Annotated in this window: 12 protein-coding genes; 3 read left to right on the forward strand and 9 right to left on the reverse strand. The window is 61.4% G+C overall.

Features of this window, described 5'->3' with window-relative positions:
- Window positions 1–232 precede the first annotated feature (232 nt).
- The 8 genes from CW354_RS03970 to CW354_RS04010 all read right to left on the reverse strand — a co-directional run bounded on the left by CW354_RS03970 (window position 233) and on the right by CW354_RS04010 (window position 11,777).
- Complete coding sequence (locus tag CW354_RS03970; RefSeq protein WP_165793514.1) at window positions 233–3,268, reverse strand: TonB-dependent receptor domain-containing protein; 3,036 nt, start codon at window positions 3,266–3,268, stop codon at window positions 233–235.
- Between the two features lie 275 nt (window positions 3,269–3,543).
- Window positions 3,544–4,161 (reverse strand): 30S ribosomal protein S4, encoded by a 618-nt coding sequence (rpsD, locus tag CW354_RS03980; protein WP_104828753.1) that lies wholly within the window; start codon window positions 4,159–4,161, stop codon window positions 3,544–3,546.
- A 228-nt stretch (window positions 4,162–4,389) separates the two neighbouring features.
- Window positions 4,390–4,986 (reverse strand): VPLPA-CTERM sorting domain-containing protein, encoded by a 597-nt coding sequence (locus tag CW354_RS03985; protein WP_104828754.1) that lies wholly within the window; start codon window positions 4,984–4,986, stop codon window positions 4,390–4,392.
- Between the two features lie 182 nt (window positions 4,987–5,168).
- Window positions 5,169–6,680 carry a flavin-containing monooxygenase gene (locus CW354_RS03990; RefSeq protein WP_104828755.1) on the reverse strand — a complete coding sequence of 504 codons (1,512 nt, stop codon included), beginning with the start codon at window positions 6,678–6,680 and terminating at the stop codon, window positions 5,169–5,171.
- Between the two features lie 303 nt (window positions 6,681–6,983).
- Complete coding sequence (locus CW354_RS03995; RefSeq protein WP_104828756.1) at window positions 6,984–8,363, reverse strand: malic enzyme-like NAD(P)-binding protein; 1,380 nt, start codon at window positions 8,361–8,363, stop codon at window positions 6,984–6,986.
- A gap of 44 nt (window positions 8,364–8,407) precedes the next feature.
- Window positions 8,408–9,163, reverse strand: coding sequence for a queuosine precursor transporter (locus CW354_RS04000; protein WP_207764651.1), 756 nt, complete (start codon window positions 9,161–9,163; stop codon window positions 8,408–8,410).
- 26 nt (window positions 9,164–9,189) lie between these two features.
- Entirely contained in the window at window positions 9,190–10,935 is a 1,746-nt protein-coding gene (locus CW354_RS04005) for an N-acyl-D-amino-acid deacylase family protein (RefSeq protein ID WP_207764652.1), read from the reverse strand.
- 44 nt (window positions 10,936–10,979) lie between these two features.
- Window positions 10,980–11,777, reverse strand: coding sequence for an RNA methyltransferase (locus tag CW354_RS04010; protein WP_104828757.1), 798 nt, complete (start codon window positions 11,775–11,777; stop codon window positions 10,980–10,982).
- A 152-nt stretch (window positions 11,778–11,929) separates the two neighbouring features.
- Between CW354_RS04010 and CW354_RS04015 the strand changes: the two genes are divergently transcribed.
- From CW354_RS04015 to CW354_RS04025, 3 genes are all read left to right on the forward strand, one after another.
- Window positions 11,930–13,147: an NADP-dependent isocitrate dehydrogenase gene (locus CW354_RS04015; protein WP_104828758.1), complete on the forward strand. Its 1,218-nt coding sequence runs from the start codon at window positions 11,930–11,932 to the stop codon at window positions 13,145–13,147.
- 147 nt (window positions 13,148–13,294) lie between these two features.
- The gene (locus CW354_RS04020; RefSeq protein WP_165793515.1) at window positions 13,295–13,951 is read left to right on the forward strand and encodes a GIN domain-containing protein; all 657 of its coding nucleotides are present in this window, start codon (window positions 13,295–13,297) and stop codon (window positions 13,949–13,951) included.
- A gap of 58 nt (window positions 13,952–14,009) precedes the next feature.
- A complete protein-coding gene (locus CW354_RS04025; RefSeq protein ID WP_104828760.1) occupies window positions 14,010–14,651 on the forward strand; it encodes a head GIN domain-containing protein in 642 nt (213 codons plus the stop codon).
- A gap of 16 nt (window positions 14,652–14,667) precedes the next feature.
- On the opposite strand, the gene alaS is transcribed toward CW354_RS04025, so the two are convergent.
- Window positions 14,668–17,328 (reverse strand): alanine--tRNA ligase, encoded by a 2,661-nt coding sequence (gene alaS, locus CW354_RS04030; protein WP_104828761.1) that lies wholly within the window; start codon window positions 17,326–17,328, stop codon window positions 14,668–14,670.
- Window positions 17,329–17,460: the final 132 nt, after the last annotated feature.

Raw genomic sequence — 17,460 nt, forward strand, 5'->3', positions numbered from 1 at the left:
TGCTGAATCCGGTCGCCAACTTGTGATCACACACCATACCGGAACCGAGGCTGAGCTCATCCTTTTTGTGTCAACTATGCGTCGCCGGAGACATTTTGACCGCGCCGCTGTTGCTGGGCGACAACAGGCGATAAAAAAGAATGCTCTAATTCCAATTGTTTATGGACAGAAAAAGGCCGCCCGGATGAGCGGCCTTTCTCGGTACATCAACCGGGCGTCAGCCCGCCATTTCTTAAAAGTCGAAGGAGAAGCCGCCATAGACATAGCGGCCGACAGAGTTCACCGGCGTGCCGAGGGAGCCGATATCCGGCTCCTGGTCAAACATATTGTTCACGCCGACATACACGTCCGCCTGATCGTGCACTTCGAAACGGACCTGAACGTCGTGGGTCGATAGAGCTGAAGTACGGCCAGGCTGGAACAGGATCAGGCCCTCATCTTCAGCTGCATCAAACTCGTCGATTTCATCGCGATAGACGCGATCGCGGAAACGCCAGCGATAGTTCACCGTCAGCTTGTCATAGAACCAGGTGAAATCGAGCGCTCCGGTGTGAACCGGCGCATCGTCGCCGAGCAGCGTCTCCGTTTCGTCGCGCTCCTCATCCGGCGTTTGTCCCGGAAGACTGATCACATCGAGACGCTCAAGATAGCTGCCCACATAACGCAGATTGAACTGGCCGATATTGGTCAGCCCGACCTCCGCCGGATCGAAGTAATAGTTCACCTCGTAGTCGACGCCCGAGGTTTCGAAATAGGCCACGTTGATCGGCACCACTTCGAGGAAGCTCAGACCGCCGTCGGAACGGCGCGTGATCAGGTTGCAGAACTCATTGTCGATCGAGGGCAAGTCCACGCACTGATCCACAATATCCTGGCTCGCCGGGGCGATGATGCCGTCGGTGATGCGCATATTGTAATAGTCGGCCGTGAAGGTCAGGCCCTCGAGCCAGCGCGGCTGCAAGACAATGCCGGCCGTCCAGGTTTTGGCGGTTTCCTCCGAGAGGTCCGGATTGCCGCCGACAACACCGGGGAACGTGGCGTTCAGGATGTCGTCGCCTTCAAACGTCCCAGGGTCGACGCCGAGCGGCGTCAGGATCGCCGCACAGTTCGCCGCTCGAAGTCCTGGATCGGCTGCGAGAGGGATATTGTCGATGTCGCAGGGATCATCCGGCAGGAAGAAGGACTGGTTCTGCGGATTGAAGAGTTCGGCGATGTTCGGCGCGCGCACGGCGACCGAATACGTGCCGCGGAAACGTATATCGTCAACCGGCTTGTAGACGCCGCCAACCTGCCACGCGAGCGTGGAGCCGATGGTGGAGTAATCGGACACCCGGAACGCGGCGTCCACAGAAAACTCTTCCGCGAAAGGCTTGTCTGCAATGAGCGGCACCGAGACTTCGCCAAACCCTTCGAAGACATTGTAGCCGCCCACAGTCGGAAAGATTTCGTTGCCGAAGGTGAAGCCTTGCGTATCGATCAGCGGCGGATTGTCCTCGCTGTCTTCTTCACGGTATTCGCCGCCAAGAGCAAAGGAGACCGGACCGGCCGGCAGCTCGAAGACGCCGGCAGTGTCGCCGCGCAAGACCATCGTTACGACCATTTGCTCGACCGATGCTTCGCGAAGACTGTCGTCATTGACGAAATCAATCGCCGCTTGCGAGGCGTTGCCCAGCCCGAAAAGATTCAACGGTTCACAACCGCTGTTCGGGCCCGGCGTGAAATACGGCGTGGTGCCGAAATTGCCCGGCGTCACAGTCGTATTGAATGCATCGAAATAGCCGAGGAAGCCAAAACCGCCCGGGAATGGTATCTGAGGCGGCAGCGCATTCGGATCGAGATTGGAGCGGCAGGTCGGCTCGTTTGTCGCCGGATCGATCACGGCGTCCATCGCCGCATAGAAGCGGTCAAGGACGAGGTTGTTCTCCGAGATAAGTCTTTCATCAGTACGGCCATAAACGAACGACATGTCAAAGCCGAGATTGTCGAAACTATCCGGCAGGATCGTCGTTTCAAGACCGGCGGCGACGCGATAGGTCCGTCTGCGGATGTCCTCCGCGCGGCGGCCAAGTTCGAACGTGTCATGAGAAATGAAGACCGTATCCGCGCCCGCCATGTTCGCCGCATCCGCAATTGTCTGCGGCACGAACGGGTTGTCCGCAACGACAATCGGAATGAGATCGCTGAAGGCCGGGCTGCTCGTGGCGTAAGAATCGACCTGGGCGAATTTCAGCTCCAGGAAGCCGCGGACATTCGGATTGAACTCGTAATGCGTATTGACGTTGGCGACATAGCGCTCGATGTCTGACGTCAGACTTCCAGTGAAAGAGCTGATCCGGGTCGAGCTGCCGCCGATGGAGTTGCGGAAGGCGATTACCTCGCCCTGCTCGTAAGGATCGCCGTCGCCTTCATAATCGAACAACAGATCAAAGCCGTCGAAAAAGTCGATGGCGACGCCGCCCTGAGGGCTCGCGAAGCGGATGGTCGCGTCCTGCAGGAACACGCGCTGGCGAACATCGCCGTTCGGATCAAAATCCGGGTTGTCGAGCAGCGTGTAATAGCCGTCATTTGCAAAATCGCGATCGCTGGAATCGATGCCGTTTTCTTTGGAGTATTCGAAAGAAAACATGATATTGCCGCGATCGTCCGCGAAATTCTTGCCCGCGGTGACGCTGCCGAAATATCTGGCCGCATCGCCATGGTCCGGCGTCAGCCCGCCCTGACCGCGCACCGAAACGCCTTCAAAATCGTCCTTCAGAACGAAGTTGACCGCGCCGGTCACCGCATCCGCGCCGTAGATCGACGAGGCGCCGCCGGTCAGCACATCGACGCGCTCGATCATGTCGACCGGAATGGTGTTGATGTCCACGGCGGTCGATCCGCCCGAACCGCCCACATGCCGGCGGCCATTGACGAGAACCAGCGTCCTGTTGGAGCCGAGGTTGCGCAGGTTTAGCGTATTGAGACCCGTTGCGCCGATGCCGCCGCCAAGGGTTGCGTCGTCATTGTCGACAGACCCGACAAGGGCCGGCACTTCATTCAACAGCTCGACGAGGTTGGTCTCGCCCGAACGTTGGATATTAGTGGCGTCGATCGTTGTGACAGGCGACGGCGCGTCCAGGGCAGGTCTTGCGATCCGCGTGCCGGTGACAAGAATATTGTCTTCGCCAAGATCTTCATCCTGGGCATAAGCTCCAGCCGTCAACATCGCGCCTGCGGATGCGGTCGACAACAGCGCAAGCAAACTCCTGCGCATCAGGTTTTTTGACATAATTAATGCTCCCATATAGTCCGGTGAGACAGGAACGCCCTCTTAATATTCCCCGCAGAATAAGCCCCGGCGCCCCTGCCGTTGCCTATGACTATATCGAAACCGCAGCGAGGCTCACGCCCCTCATTACGAATTGTGAAAAGCAGATTGCGTTAGACCGTGATCTGTTGCTGTTAAACAACAGAGTTTTCTCTTTCATAAGTAAAAGCAAAGACTTGAGGTCAAAGAAAAGGCCGCCCGAAGGCGGCCTTTTTCGCAAGATCGGCAACGTCAGTTTATGACGAATAATATTCGACGACCAGATTCGGCTCCATGGTGCACTGATAAGGCACCTCGGCGAATTCCGGCACGCGCATATAGGTGACGGTCATTTTCTTCGGGTCCACCTCGAGATATTCCGGGATGTCCCGCTCGGCGCTTTGAAGGGCTTCGAGCACCAGCGCCATGTTCTTGGATTTTTCTTTGATTTCAACCACATCGCCGGGCTTCAGCCGCGCAGACGGGATATTGGTGCGAACGCCGTTCACTTTCACATGGCCGTGGTTGATAAATTGCCGCGCCGCAAACACGGTGGGCACGAATTTCGCGCGATAAACAATGGCGTCGAGACGGCTTTCCAGAAGCCCGATGAGAAGCTCGGCGGTGTTGCCGCGCTGGCGGACGGCTTCGTTATAGATCCGCTCGAAGTGCTTTTCGGAGATGTTGCCGTAATAGCCCTTGAGCTTCTGCTTGGCCATGAGCTGCAGACCGAAGTCCGACAGCTTGCCCTTGCGGCGCTGGCCGTGCATGCCGGGCCCGTAATCGCGTTTGTTGATGGGAGATTTCGGCCGGCCCCAGACGTTTTCGCCGACCCGGCGGTCAAGCTTGTGCTTGGCGCTGTTGCGCTTCGACATTTTATCCTCGTTTTCCGGCGCGGCCCGGCCCCGGGGCCCATCCCCGAAGCGATTAAAACGGCGGTCCACGCGCCACCCGTCAGAAGCGCGCGGAATTACCGGTGGGGGACGGGAATGTCAACGTTCTCGGGCCGGAAAGCGCGGGCATATCGCGATTTTCCGCCCAAAACAGCGAAAAGCCCGCCGGATGGCGGGCTTTTCGAATTTCGGTGCGCTGCGCTGAAGCGCTTAAGCGGCTTTCTTGCGGCGGCCTGCGAAGCCAAGCCCGCCGAGGCCGGCGATCATCAGCCACGCGGCGGCCGGCAGCGGAACCTCTGACACGCTATCGCGAAGATAAACAGAGATATGGCTGATGTCTTTCAGCGCGCCCGTCGCTTTGTAAAACGGCGACGTATACTCTCCGCTCAGGCTGCTCACCAGATAGGCGACGACAACGCCCGGAAGAGCGGTCTGGCCGTCTTTGAAGACAAGCATGACATCGAGCCCGTCGAGAGAGCTGAGCCCTGTCAGTTCCCAACTGCCGAACTCGGAGTCTCCCTCGATGATAAGACCGACCGTATCGGGCCCTTCATCGACCGCGCCGAACCCATTATCGGCTTCGTCCTTCGCGTCGAAAGTCCAGTCGTCGTATCCGAAAAACATTTCGGAATTCACGACCGCCTCGGAATCATTCGTCGCCGAATTCGAATACTGGCAGGCTGACGTCGGCGTTACGTTGCCGCTGACATCCGGTGTTCCATCGGAACAGTTCACGGCTGCTGCATTGGCCGCGCCATAGCCGAGCGCCGCTGTTGCAGCCGCGATTGATACGAGCTTCTTGATCACTTTAGTCCCCCTGGACAAAACAGTTACTACCGTCCAGAAAAACCACGAAGAAAGCCCTTTCGCAAGGGGTTTTCAGCGCTAACGGCCGGAAAATATGTGCAAACAATGCGCAACTGCTCGCCGCTTGCGCGCACCTATTTAAGCCCTCAACCTATGCGCGAAAATTCACCATTAACCCGCGCTCAATGGGCGGCGGCGCGGACGCTGTATTCGGAAAAGTCGGGCCGCTTCATCTCTTTCAGGTAAGTCCGCACATTGTGCGGATAGAGCGTGAAGTTCCGGCCATTCTCATCCACATACCAGGCGCCGCAACGGGTCGCCCAGACGCGCTCCTGCAGATCGCGCTGAATGCGATCGTCGTAAGCCTTCGCCGCTTCTTCGCGCGGCTCGATCAGGGTGCCCTCCCCGGCCCGGCGAATGAGGTCGATGACGTAATTCACCTGCGCCTCGATCATCAGCACGACAGAGTTGTGTCCGAGGCCGGAATTGGGTCCGAGCAGCATGAAGAAATTCGGAAAGCCCGGCGCGGCGATCGTGCGATGCGCGGCAATGCCGTCTTTCCAGGCTTCGCGCAGGCTCCGGCCGGAAGGACCCGCAACATCGATCGATTCCAGGATGTCGAACGGTTTGAACCCGGTGGCGAGGATGACGACATCCGCCGAACGCTCCCGGCCGTCTTTCGTCCTGACGCCCGCCTCCGTGATTTCGGCGACGCCGTCGGTGACGAGATCGACATTGTCTTTCTGGATCGCTTGCAGATAGTTGTCCGAGATCAGGATTCGCTTACAGCCGACCTCGTAAGCCGGGGTCAGCTTCGCCCGCAGGTCGGGATCTTGGACCTGTTCTTCGAGGTGCTTTTTGAAGGTCTTGCGGACAAGACCCTTGACGTAATTCTCGTTCTTTTTGAACGCGCTGAACCGCCATTCAAGAAGCGTGAAATAAAACCCGCGATAAGCGCGCGCGAGAAGCGGGACTTTTTCGAAAAGCCCCTGCAGCCATTTCGGATAGGCGTAACTCTGGCGCGGCATCACCCAGTTGGGCGTTCTTTGATAGACGTCGAGATGCGCGACCTTGTCGACGATCTCCGGAATGACCTGAATGGCGCTCGCCGCCGAGCCGATCATGGCGACGCGCTTGCCCGTCAAATCCACATCCTGGCGCCATTGCGCGGTGTGAAACATCGGCCCCTTGAAAGCGTCGAGGCCGGGAATGTCCGGCACGTTCGGCTCGTGCAGCCCGCCAAGGCCGCTGACGACGTAATCCGCCGTCACGCAGGAGCCGTCTGCGAAATCGACCGTCCATTCGGCTCCGTCATGGCGGATGGCGGTCACCTTTTTGCCGAAAGCGATGCGCGGATAGAGATCGTATTTGCGCGCGCAGGCCTTCATGTAGTCCCAGATCTCGCCGCCCGGCGAAAAGCGCCGCGACCAGTGCGGGTTGGGCTCGAAGGAAAACGAGTAGAGATGCGAGGGCACGTCGCAGGCGATGCCGGGATAGACATTCTCCCGCCAGGTGCCGCCGACTTCGTCGGCCTTTTCATAGATGACGAAGTTTTCGAAGCCTTCCTGACGCAGCCGGATCGCCATGCCCATGCCGGAAAAGCCGGCCCCGAGAATGGCGATGCGCGGGCCCTTGCCGGTCTTCGCCAAAACCGGCGCGGCGGCGTCGAGACGGGTTCTGTGATCGTCAGCCATTGCAACCGTCAGTCATGGGCCCCTCCCTTAAGGGGTGGCGGCTCTTGATGCGCCCGCCTTTTTACACTGATTAGTTTACCGTCTGTTGCATCCCCTCTTCAAGAGCGGGGCGCAGCCTAGAGCCCGAACGGATATTCACCACAACCATGCAAATGAGGGTTTGTCAGACGTTCGCCAGCCGGAAAACGATGCATCTCGGGCTCTAAAACGAAAGAATAAGAGCCTGGCGGCGTATCGTGCTGCGGTCGGCTGACGTCTGATCATCGTAATTTTTGCTCCATTGCCAGATTTTCGGTCAGGCTCTTAGAGCGCCTGCAGGGCGAGGGCGAGTTTTTCGAGCCGCGCCCGGTAAGCGCCCATGTCCCGGATCGGGGCGGCGGCGACGCCTTCTTTCATCGCCGCTTCGGCCACGGCGGCGGCCACTGCCGGCAGGAGCCGCGGATCGAAGGCTTTCGGCAGGATATAGCCCGGCCCGAACTCGAATGTCTCATCCGGGTAAGCGGCGCGCACCGACTGCGGCGTCTCCATCTGCGCCACGGCGCCGATGGCCTTGGCGGCGGCGAGCGTCATGCCTTTGGTGACGGTCTTCGCCGCAACGTCGAGGGCGCCGCGGAAAAGAAACGGAAAGCAGAGCACATTGTTGACCTGGTTCGGATAGTCAGAGCGCCCGGTGGCGACGATGGCGCCAGACGCGGCTTCGACCGCGTCTTCTGGCCAGATTTCCGGCTCGGGATTGGCGAGGGCGAAAATGATCGGCTCGGCGTTCATGGTTCTGACCATGGCGGGCGTCAGAAGCCCGCGCCGGGAAACCCCGAGAAAGAAATCCGCGCCCTCCACCGCGTCGGCGAGCGTGCGCTTTTTCGTTTTGACGGCGTAAGTCGCCTTCTGGCCGGACATGCCTTGCTTGCGGCCCTCATAGACGACGCCTGTACTGTCCGTGAGCAGAATGTTTTCCTTTTTCGCCCCGCCGGCGATCAGAAGTTCGACGCAGGCGATGGCCGCGGCGCCCGCGCCGGAGACAGCGATCTTAATGTCGGCGAGCTTGCGCCCGCTCAAGGTCAGCGCATTCAAAAGCCCCGCCAGCACGCACACGCCCGTGCCGTGCTGGTCGTCATGAAAGACCGGAATTTTCGTGCGTTCGCGGGCGAGCCGCTCCACCTCGAAACATTGCGGCGCCTTGATGTCTTCAAGATTGATCCCGCCGAAACCGGACTGCACGGCGACGATGAGATCGGCGAGCTTTCCCGGGTCGTTTTCATCGACGCACAGATCCACCGCATCGACGCCGGCGAAACGTTTGAAGAGCGCCGCCTTGCCCTCCATGACGGGCTTGGCCGCTTCCGGCCCGATATCGCCGAGCCCGAGGACAGCCGTGCCGTTGGTGACGATGGCGACGAGATTGGCGCAGCTGGTGTAGATCCGCAAGGCGGCGCTGTCTTTTTCGATTTCGCGGCAGGCGGCGGCCACACCCGGCGAATAGGCGAGCGAGAGATCGCGCTGCGTCGACATGGGTTTGGTGGGCACGCACTCCATTTTGCCCGGCGGCGCCTGGCGGTGATAGTCGAGCGCGTCTTCGTCGAGAGAAGGCCGCGGCTTTTTCTCTTTCGCCCGCGCCTCGTAAAGCGCCGCATAGGACGTTTTGGTCTCGTCCCGGCGCCTGGCCTTGAACAGCTTGTCGAACATGAAACGCCCCCGATACCCCGGCCGCCCCCTGCGGCTGTCGCCAGTTAAGACCGGATGGAGAAAGGCGTAAAGGCCGTATCCGTGTCGTAGACGTCGACGCCCTCGGCTTTTTTCAGCATCGCCACCACGCGATAGGTCACCGGCGTCAAAACCGCCTCCCAAAGCACTTTCAGGACATAATTGGTGATCATGACGGTGACGACCGACGCGACAGGCCAGCCCGCCGTCCCCAGAAACGCGACGGGATAGAAAATCAGGCTGTCGACGCCCTGCCCCACCACGGTCGATCCGATCGTCCTTTGCCACAAATGCTTGCCGCCGGAGGCGACTTTCATCCGGGCCATGACGAAGGCGTTGGAAAGCTCGCCCGCCCAGAAGGCCAGGATCGAGGCGAACACAATGCGCGGGGTGAGGCCGAACACCATTTCATAAGCTTCCTGTCCGCCCCAGCCCGGCGCCGGGGGAATGGCGACCACCACCCAGGCCATGAACGCCATGAACAGGACCGCCGCAAAGCCCGCCCAGACGACCCGCCGCGCGCGGGCGTAACCATAAACTTCGGTCAGGACGTCGCCGAGCACATAGGACAAAGGGAAGAAAAGAATGCCGGCGCCGAACATGCCGACATTCCAGCTTCCGATATGAAGCTCGAAGAATTGCGCCTGTTTCGCCGCGCCGATGAGGTTCGAGCAGATGAGGATCGCCACGAACGCCGCCATGGCGAAGTCGTAATATTTGAAGCGATGCAGATGCAGCGCATCCGCATGCTCGATGCGTTCAATGACCAGTTTTTCAGCCAAACCGGCGTCCTTTTCGCTTCGGCGCGCTAATCGTCAGCCGCCTCGCTCCAGCCTTCCCAGCCGGGCCCGCGCACGACGCGGCCCGCCGTCGCGCCGGTGTGCTCGCCGTCCTCGATGGTGAGCACGCCGTTGACCAAAACGTCTTCAACGCCCACGGCGAGCTGGTGCGGGTCGGCGAAGGTCGCCTTGTCCTGAATCGTTTCAGGATCGAAGATGACGACGTCAGCGTAATAGCCCGGCGCCAGCATCCCGCGGTCCCTGATCTTCAGATTGCCCGCAGGCAGCGAGGTCAGCTTGCGCACGGCCTCTTCGATGGTGAGGACGCCTTCCTCGCGCACATATTTGGCGAAGACCCGGGCGAAATTGCCGTAAGCGCGCGGATGGGTGCTCTGCTCGAGGAAGACGCCTTCAGGCGCCATGGAGCCCCCGTCGGAGCCGAAGCTGACCCAGGGCAGCGCGATCTTCTTTTTGATGTTGTCTTCCGACATGGAGAAATAGACGACCTGCACCCGGCTGCCGTCCTCGATGACGAGGTCCATCGCCGTTTCTGGGTAAGGCGTGCCGCGCTCTTCTGAGACTTCGGCCAAGGTCTTGCCGATATATTTGCGCAAGTCCGGATTGCGGAAGCCGACAAGAAGGACGCCTTCAGGTCCGCCCGCATTCGCAATCCCGCTGACGAAATCTTCCGACGGATTGAGAATCGCCTCGGAGACTTTTTTGCGGACTTCCGGGGCTTTCAGCCGCTCAGCCCATTTTTCATAACCGCCTTCCTGCACCCAGAGCGGCATCGCCGCGTCGAGCCCCGTGGAGCTCGCCGGATAGGCGTACATGTCGGCGGTGATCTTCAGCCCCGCGTCTTGCGCGGCTTCGATCTTTGCGATCGCTTTGTCGAGCTTGTCCCAGTTCGACTGGCCGCTCGCCTTGAAGTGATAGATTTCCGCCGGCACGCCCGCCTTTTCGGCGATCTCGATGAGCTCGTCGATGGCTTCGAGAAGCTCCTGCGCCTCGGAACGGATATGGGAAATATACATGCCGCCATATTCGCCGGCGGCTTTGTTGAGCGCGATCAGCTCTTCGGTGTTGGCGAAATTCGCCGGCGCATAGATGAGCGAAGAGCCGACGCCGAGCGCGCCTTCGCGCATGGCGTCGCGCACCATGCCTTGCATTTCTTCCAGTTCTTCCGGGCTCGCCTCGCGGTTTTCATAGCCGATGACCGAGGCGCGCAAGGTGGTCGCGCCCACGAAAGACGCGACATTGGGAGAAACGCCGCGCTCTTCCAGATATTCAAGATACTCCCCCAGCGTCGTCCATTCGATGTCGTATTTGATGTCGGACTGGCGTTTTTTCGCCTGGGCCTTCATTTCCTCCGACCACGGACCGTAGGAAACGCCCTCGCCGAAAACCTCCAGCGTCACGCCTTGGGAAATGTCGCCGAGGCTGCGGCCGTCCTCGATGAGATCGTCGACCGCCCAGGAGAGCATGTTGACGAAGCCCGGCGCGACGGCGAGGCCTTCGGCGTCGATAACGGTTTCAGCGGAGGCGCCGTCGAGATCGCCGATCGCGGCGATGCGGTCTCCGGCGATGGCGATATCGGCAGCCTCTCCCGGCGCGCCGGATCCGTCATAGACCGTCCCGCCTTCAATGATGACGTCATAGCGCGCCGGCGCGTCGGTTTGCGCAGGCGTGTTGGGGGCTTTCTCCCCGCTGTCCGAGCACGCCGCCGCGAACAGCATCACCGCCGCCGCAAGCCCCCTCGCCATTCCTGTCATCATCGTCCCCGCTCCTTTCGCGCCCGCGCTCAACATTCAACGCCCCTTCAATCTTTGCGTCCCTTCACCAGCGCCTTGATGACGCCGCGCAGGGAGCGCACCTCGCCCTCCGTCAGCCCCGCCCGCATGAAGGCGACTTTCAGATTGCGCTCCATATTGGGCCGCTTTTCCTCCGGAAAGAAATACCCGGTCTTCTCGAGCTCCCCGACAAGATGCGCGACAAAGCGCTCGAAATTCTCCCGCGAGGCCGGAAGCGTCGCCTCAAGCTCCGACGGCGGCGCCGTCCTGCCTTCGGCCTTCGCCCATTCATACGCGATAATCAGCGCCGCCTGCGCAAGATTAAGCGACGCAAAGGCAGGATTCACCGGAATGGAGACAATGGCGTCGGCGCGCATCACATCGTCATTGGCGAGACCTGACCGCTCGCCGCCGAACAGGACAGCGCAGCGCTCGCCGCGATCGATGCGGGATTTGAGCTCGGCCCCCGCCGCCGCCGGGGCGAGCACCGGCAGGAGCGCTTCACGCGACCGCGCCGTCGTCGCCAGGACGTAATTGCAATCGGCGAGGGCCTCGCGCGTCGTCTCGAACACCCGCGCCCGGTCGACGACGAGGGTCGCCCCCGCCGCCATGGCGCCGGCCTTTTCGTTGGGCCAGCCGTCCCGCGGATTGACCAGCCGGAGGCCCGAAATCCCGAAATTGAGCATCGCCCGGGCCGCCGCGCCGATATTCTCGCCCATCTGCGGCTCGACCAGCACGAAAAGCGGGGCCGGCTTGACGTCGCCCCGCCCGTCCCGGCGGGCGATTCGCGCCGCTCCGGAGTGCTTTTCATCCGTTTTTTTTGTCATGACCTCGGAAATTCCCGTCGCCGGCGCACTTGTTCCGGCAGGCTCTTTTCTTTTGGGCCCGCCCGATGCTAAGAGCCCCCGCAACACCCATTCAGTCTAATCTCCAGCGCCGGCGCCTTCCAGCGCGTCCTAAATGTCCGGTAGGAAATTCCATGCAAAAAATCAAAGTCGATAACCCGATCGTTGAGATGGACGGGGACGAAATGACCCGCATCATCTGGCAGATGATCAAGGACAAGCTGATCCATCCCTATCTCGATATCGACCTGAAATATTTCGACCTTGGCATTGAGGCCCGGGACGCCAGCGACGACCAGATCACCGTCGACGCGGCCGAGGCCACCAAGAAATACGGCGTCGCCGTCAAATGCGCCACCATCACCCCGGACGAGGCGCGGGTCGAGGAATTCGGCCTTAAAAAGATGTGGCGCTCGCCCAACGGCACGATCCGCAACATTCTCGGCGGCGTCGTCTTCCGCGAGCCGATCATCATCCGCAACGTGCCGCGCCTGGTGCCGGGCTGGACCCAGCCGATCATCATCGGCCGCCACGCCTATGGCGACCAGTATCGCGCCACCGACATGCTGTTCCCCGGCAAGGGCAAGCTGACCATGAAATGGGAAGGCGAAAACGGCGACGTCATCGAGGAAGAGGTCTTCGACGCGCCCGCCTCCGGCATTTACATGGGCATGTACAATCTCGACGAGTCGATCCGCGACTTCGCCCGCGCGTCGTTCAACTACGCCCTGCAACGCAAATACCCGCTCTACCTCTCCACCAAGAACACCATCATGAAAAAATACGATGGCCGGTTCAAAGATCTCTTCCAGGAGATGTACGAGACCGAGTTCAAAGAAAAGTTCGACGCGGCCGGCCTCACCTATGAGCACCGCCTTATCGACGACATGGTGGCGGCGTGCCTGAAATGGTCCGGCGGCTATGTCTGGGCCTGTAAAAACTATGACGGCGACGTGCAGTCCGACACAGTGGCGCAAGGCTTCGGCTCGCTCGGCCTGATGACCTCGGTCCTGATGTCGCCCGACGGCAAGACGGTGGAGGCCGAAGCCGCGCACGGCACGGTGACCCGTCACTACCGCGCCCATCAGCGCGGCGAAGAGACCTCCACCAACTCCATCGCCTCGATCTACGCCTGGACCCGCGGGCTCGCCCACCGCGGCAAACTCGACGGCAATGACAAGCTGATCAAATTCGCCACGACCCTCGAAGAGACCGTTATCAAAACGGTCGAGTCCGGCGACATGACCAAGGATCTCGCGCTCCTCATCGGCGCCGAGCAGAAATGGCTCACCACCACCGGCTTCCTCGAAAAGGTCGACGAAAACTTCCAGAAAGCCCTTTCGAACGCCTAAAACCCTTCGGAAAATCAGCGCGTTCCGCCCTTCCCCGCAGATTCAGGGCGGTTCGCCGCATATGGCTCGCCTTCCCGCGCCCGCCATGGCAGCATGAATGGCGCGAGGGGCGTTTTGCGTCCACCCCTTCAAAGGAGCCGAGCCATTATGTATCGACCCGTCATCGCGCTCAGCCTTGCGGCAAACCTCGTCGCCCTGCCTGCGGCGGCAGAGACCAAGACCTACGACCTTCCCGAATTCGAGAGCATCGACATCTCGACCGGCCTGCATCTCGTCGCTGCGGCCGGCGGCGTTCAGTCCGTCGCCGTCGAGAGCGACGCCGGCGATTTCAGCGAGCTTGAAATCGAGGTGAAAGACGGCGTTCTCAAATTGTCGCGGGAATGGAACCGCCTGCGCTGGCATCAGAAGAAAAACGATTACAAGATTATTGTCACCGCGCCGAAAATCGACGGCATCGACGCCTCGGCCGGCTCCTATTCAACGCTGTCAAATATCGACGCGGGCCGTTTCACGGCCGATCTTTCAAGCGGCTCTTTCGTGACCGTCGACGGGCGCGGCGGCGATTGCGTGATCGACATTTCCAGCGGCGCCAATCTTGAGGCGCGCGCGCTCACCTGCGAGAAAGTCAATGTGGACGTCTCCAGCGGCGGTCATGGCGAGGTTTCAGTCTTGCGCGTTCTTGTGGGCGAGGCCTCAAGCGGCGGGCACATGTCGGTTTTCGGCGCGCCGGAGCGGGTGAATATCGACCGCTCTTCCGGCGGGCGGATCAAGCTCAAAGCGCCGGTCTCCGCAAGCAACGACTGACGCCGGCTTATCAAGAAAGCCGGTCAACGGCTTCAAGGAAAAAAAGGAAAGGGACCCCATGAAAAAAACAGTCATCGCCAGCGCCTGCGCGGCGTCCGTTCTCGCCGTCACAGCCGCCCATGCAGAGACCCGCAATTACGATTTCAGCGGCTTTACCATGGTCGACGCCTCCGCCGGGGTCGATGTGGAGATCACGGTCGGCGACAATTACGCAATCCGCGCCGAGGGCGATGCGGAAGCGCTTGAACGGCTGCGCATCGAACTCGACGGCGACGCGCTTGAAGTCGGGCGCAAAAGCAACCGCGGCCTGTTTTCTTTCGGCCGGAGACATCAATCGACGGTCTACATCACCATGCCCTCGCTTGAAGGCGTCGACGTTTCCAGCGGCGCCGACATTGTCGCTACCGGCATCGACGCGGGCGAATTCAAAGTCTCGGTTTCAAGCGGCGCCGACGCCGAACTCAGCGGCGAGTGCGGGATGCTGAAAGCCGACGGCTCAAGCGGCGCCGATCTCGAAGCGGAAGACCTCAAATGCGCGGATGCGATCGCCGACGTCTCCTCCGGCGCCGATCTCACGATCTATGCGTCACAAAGCCTTGAAGCGGACGCATCGAGCGGCGGCGACATCACCGTCTATGGCGGCCCGCAGAAAACCAATGTGGACGAATCGTCGGGCGGCGACGTCCACATCCGCGACTAGCCTTCTCCGGCCGATTTTAAGCGCCCATAGCGCGTTCGATGGACTTGATCGCGTCGGAGGCGCGCGCGCCGTCCGGTCCGCCGGCCTGGGCCATGTCGGGGCGCCCGCCCCCGCCCTTGCCGCCGACGGTCTCGGCGCCGGCGCGCACGAGGTCGACAGCGGAGAGCCGGTCTTTCAGATCGTCCGTAACGCCCACGGCCAGCGCCGCCTTGCCGTCATTGACGCCGATAAAAGCGGCGACGCCTGAGCCCATTTTCTTCTTGGCCTGATCGACAAGCCCGCGCAGGTCCTTCGCCGCGACGCCTTCGAGCACGCGCCCCATGAATTTGACGCCGGCGATTTCCGCAACCTCCTCTTCCTGGGAAGCCGCGCCGCCTCCGCCGCCAAGGGCGATCTGCTTTTTCGCTTCGGCGAGCTCGCGTTCGAGCTTTTTGCGTTCGGCGACCAACGCTTCGATGCGCGCCGGCAAATCCTCGGCGGTGGTCTTCAGCGCGTCCGAGGCCTTGCGCGCGAGGGCGGCCTGCTCTTCGAGATAGGCCCGCGCCGCTTCGCCGGTCAGCGCCTCAATGCGGCGCACGCCGGCGGAAACCGCGCTTTCGCCGATGATCTTGAACAGCGCGATGTCGCCGACGCGGCGCACATGGGTGCCGCCGCAAAGCTCGACCGAATAAGGCTTGCCCGGCTCATCCAATGAATCGCCCATGGTCAGCACACGGACATCGTCGTCATATTTCTCGCCGAAAAGCGCGATCGCGCCCGACGCGACGGCGTCGTCATAAGGCATGATGCGCGTTTCGACGGGCGTATTCTGGCGGATCACCGCGTTGACGCGGGCTTCGACCTGCGCGATTTCCGCCGGCGTGATGGCTTTCGGATGCGTGATATCGAAGCGCATGCGGTCCGGCGCGACCAGCGAGCCTTTCTGCGCCACATGATCGCCCAGTACGTCACGCAGCGCCGCATGGGCCAAATGCGTCACCGAGTGATTGGCGCGAATGCGCGCGCGGCGCGCCACATCGATCGCAAGGTGAACGCTCTCGCCCGTGCGGATCGTTCCTTTTTTCACCGTGCCGATATGGCCGTGCAGGACGCCGGCGCGCTTTTTCACATCGTCGACGACGATCTCGGCGCCGTCATCGGTGGCGATCGTCCCCGCATCGCCCACCTGGCCGCCGGATTCGGCGTAAAACGGCGTCTGGTTGACGATGATTTCGACCTTGTCGCCCTGCTTGGCGGTCTCCACCGGCTTGCCGTCGACGACGATCGCCTGCACGACGCCGTCGGCCGCATCATGGATGTAGCCGAGGAAATCCGTGGCGCCGTGATCCGATCTCAGATCGAACCAGACGCTTTCATCCGCCGTGTCGCCGGAGCCGGCCCAGGCGGCGCGCGCCGCGGCCTTTTGCGCGGCCATCGCCTTGTCGAACCCTTCGACATCGACCGAGCGGCCTTCGCGGCGCAGCGCGTCCTGCGTGAGATCCAGCGGGAAGCCGTAAGTATCGTAAAGCCGGAAGGCGGCGTCGCCCGGGAGCGGCGCGCCGTCGGCAAGTTTCGCGGTTTCTTCGTCGAGGAGCTTCAGGCCGCGGTCGAGCAGGCTGCGGAATTTTTCCTCTTCGGACCGCAGGGTTTCGACGATCAGGGTTTCGGCGCGCTGCAGCTCCGGGAAAGCGCCGCCCATTTCGCGCACCAGCAGCGGCGCCAGGCGCGCCAGCAGCGGATCGCGGCTGCCGAGCCCGTGGGCGTAACGCATGGCCCGGCGCATGATCCGGCGCAGCACATAGCCGCGCCCTTCATTGGACGGGCCGACGCCGTCGGCGATGAGGAAGCTCGTGGCGCGCAGATGGTCGGCGATCACCCGGTGCGCCGGCTTGTCGGCGCCTTCCGCCGGGCGGCCGGTCAAATCCACCGACGCGGCGATCAGGGTTTTGAAGAGATCGACATCGTAATTGTCGTGAACCCCTTGCAGGACCGCGGCGATGCGCTCGAGCCCCATGCCGGTGTCGATGGACGGCTTGGGCAATTCGACCTCGCGCCCGTCGGCGTGGCGCTCGAACTGCATGAAGACGAGATTCCAGATTTCGACGAAGCGGTCGCCGTCTTCATCCGGAGAGCCCGGCGGGCCGCCGGGAATGTGATCGCCGTGATCGTAGAATATTTCCGAGCACGGACCGCACGGCCCGGTGTCGCCCATGGCCCAGAAATTGTCGTTCGTCGCGATACGGATGATGCGGCTCTCGGGCAGCCCCGAAATCTTGCGCCAGAGATCAAAGGCGTCGTCATCGGTGTGATAAACCGTGACCGTCAGCCTGTCGGCGGGAAGGCCGAACTCCTTATGGACGAGCGTCCAGGCGGCGTCGATCGCCTCTTCCTTGAAATAATCGCCGAAGGAGAAATTGCCGAGCATCTCGAAAAAGGTGTGATGGCGCGCCGTGTAGCCCACATTGTCGAGATCGTTGTGCTTGCCGCCGGCGCGCACGCATTTCTGCGAGGAGGCCGCGCGGACATAGTCGCGGGTTTCCGCGCCGGTGAAGATGTTCTTGAACGGCACCATGCCGGCGTTGACGAACATCAGCGTCGGGTCGTTCTGCGGCACGAGCGGGGCCGACGGCGCGATGTGGTGATCGCGCGCGGCGAAGAAATCCAGAAATTGCGACCGGATGTCCTTTAAAGACGTCATCTGGGTCCTGCCTCTTTCGCCCTTTGCGCGGCCCCTTCCAAGGGAGCGGCCGCCGCCCGCAAGGGCCTCATATCCATATAGAAACCGCGCCGGCTCCGTTGAAGGCGCCGGCGCGGCGAAGGTCTTAAGCTG

The organism is Hyphococcus luteus, assembly GCF_002943565.1.
In the GTDB taxonomy this organism is placed as follows: Bacteria; Pseudomonadota; Alphaproteobacteria; order Caulobacterales; family Parvularculaceae; genus Hyphococcus; species Hyphococcus luteus.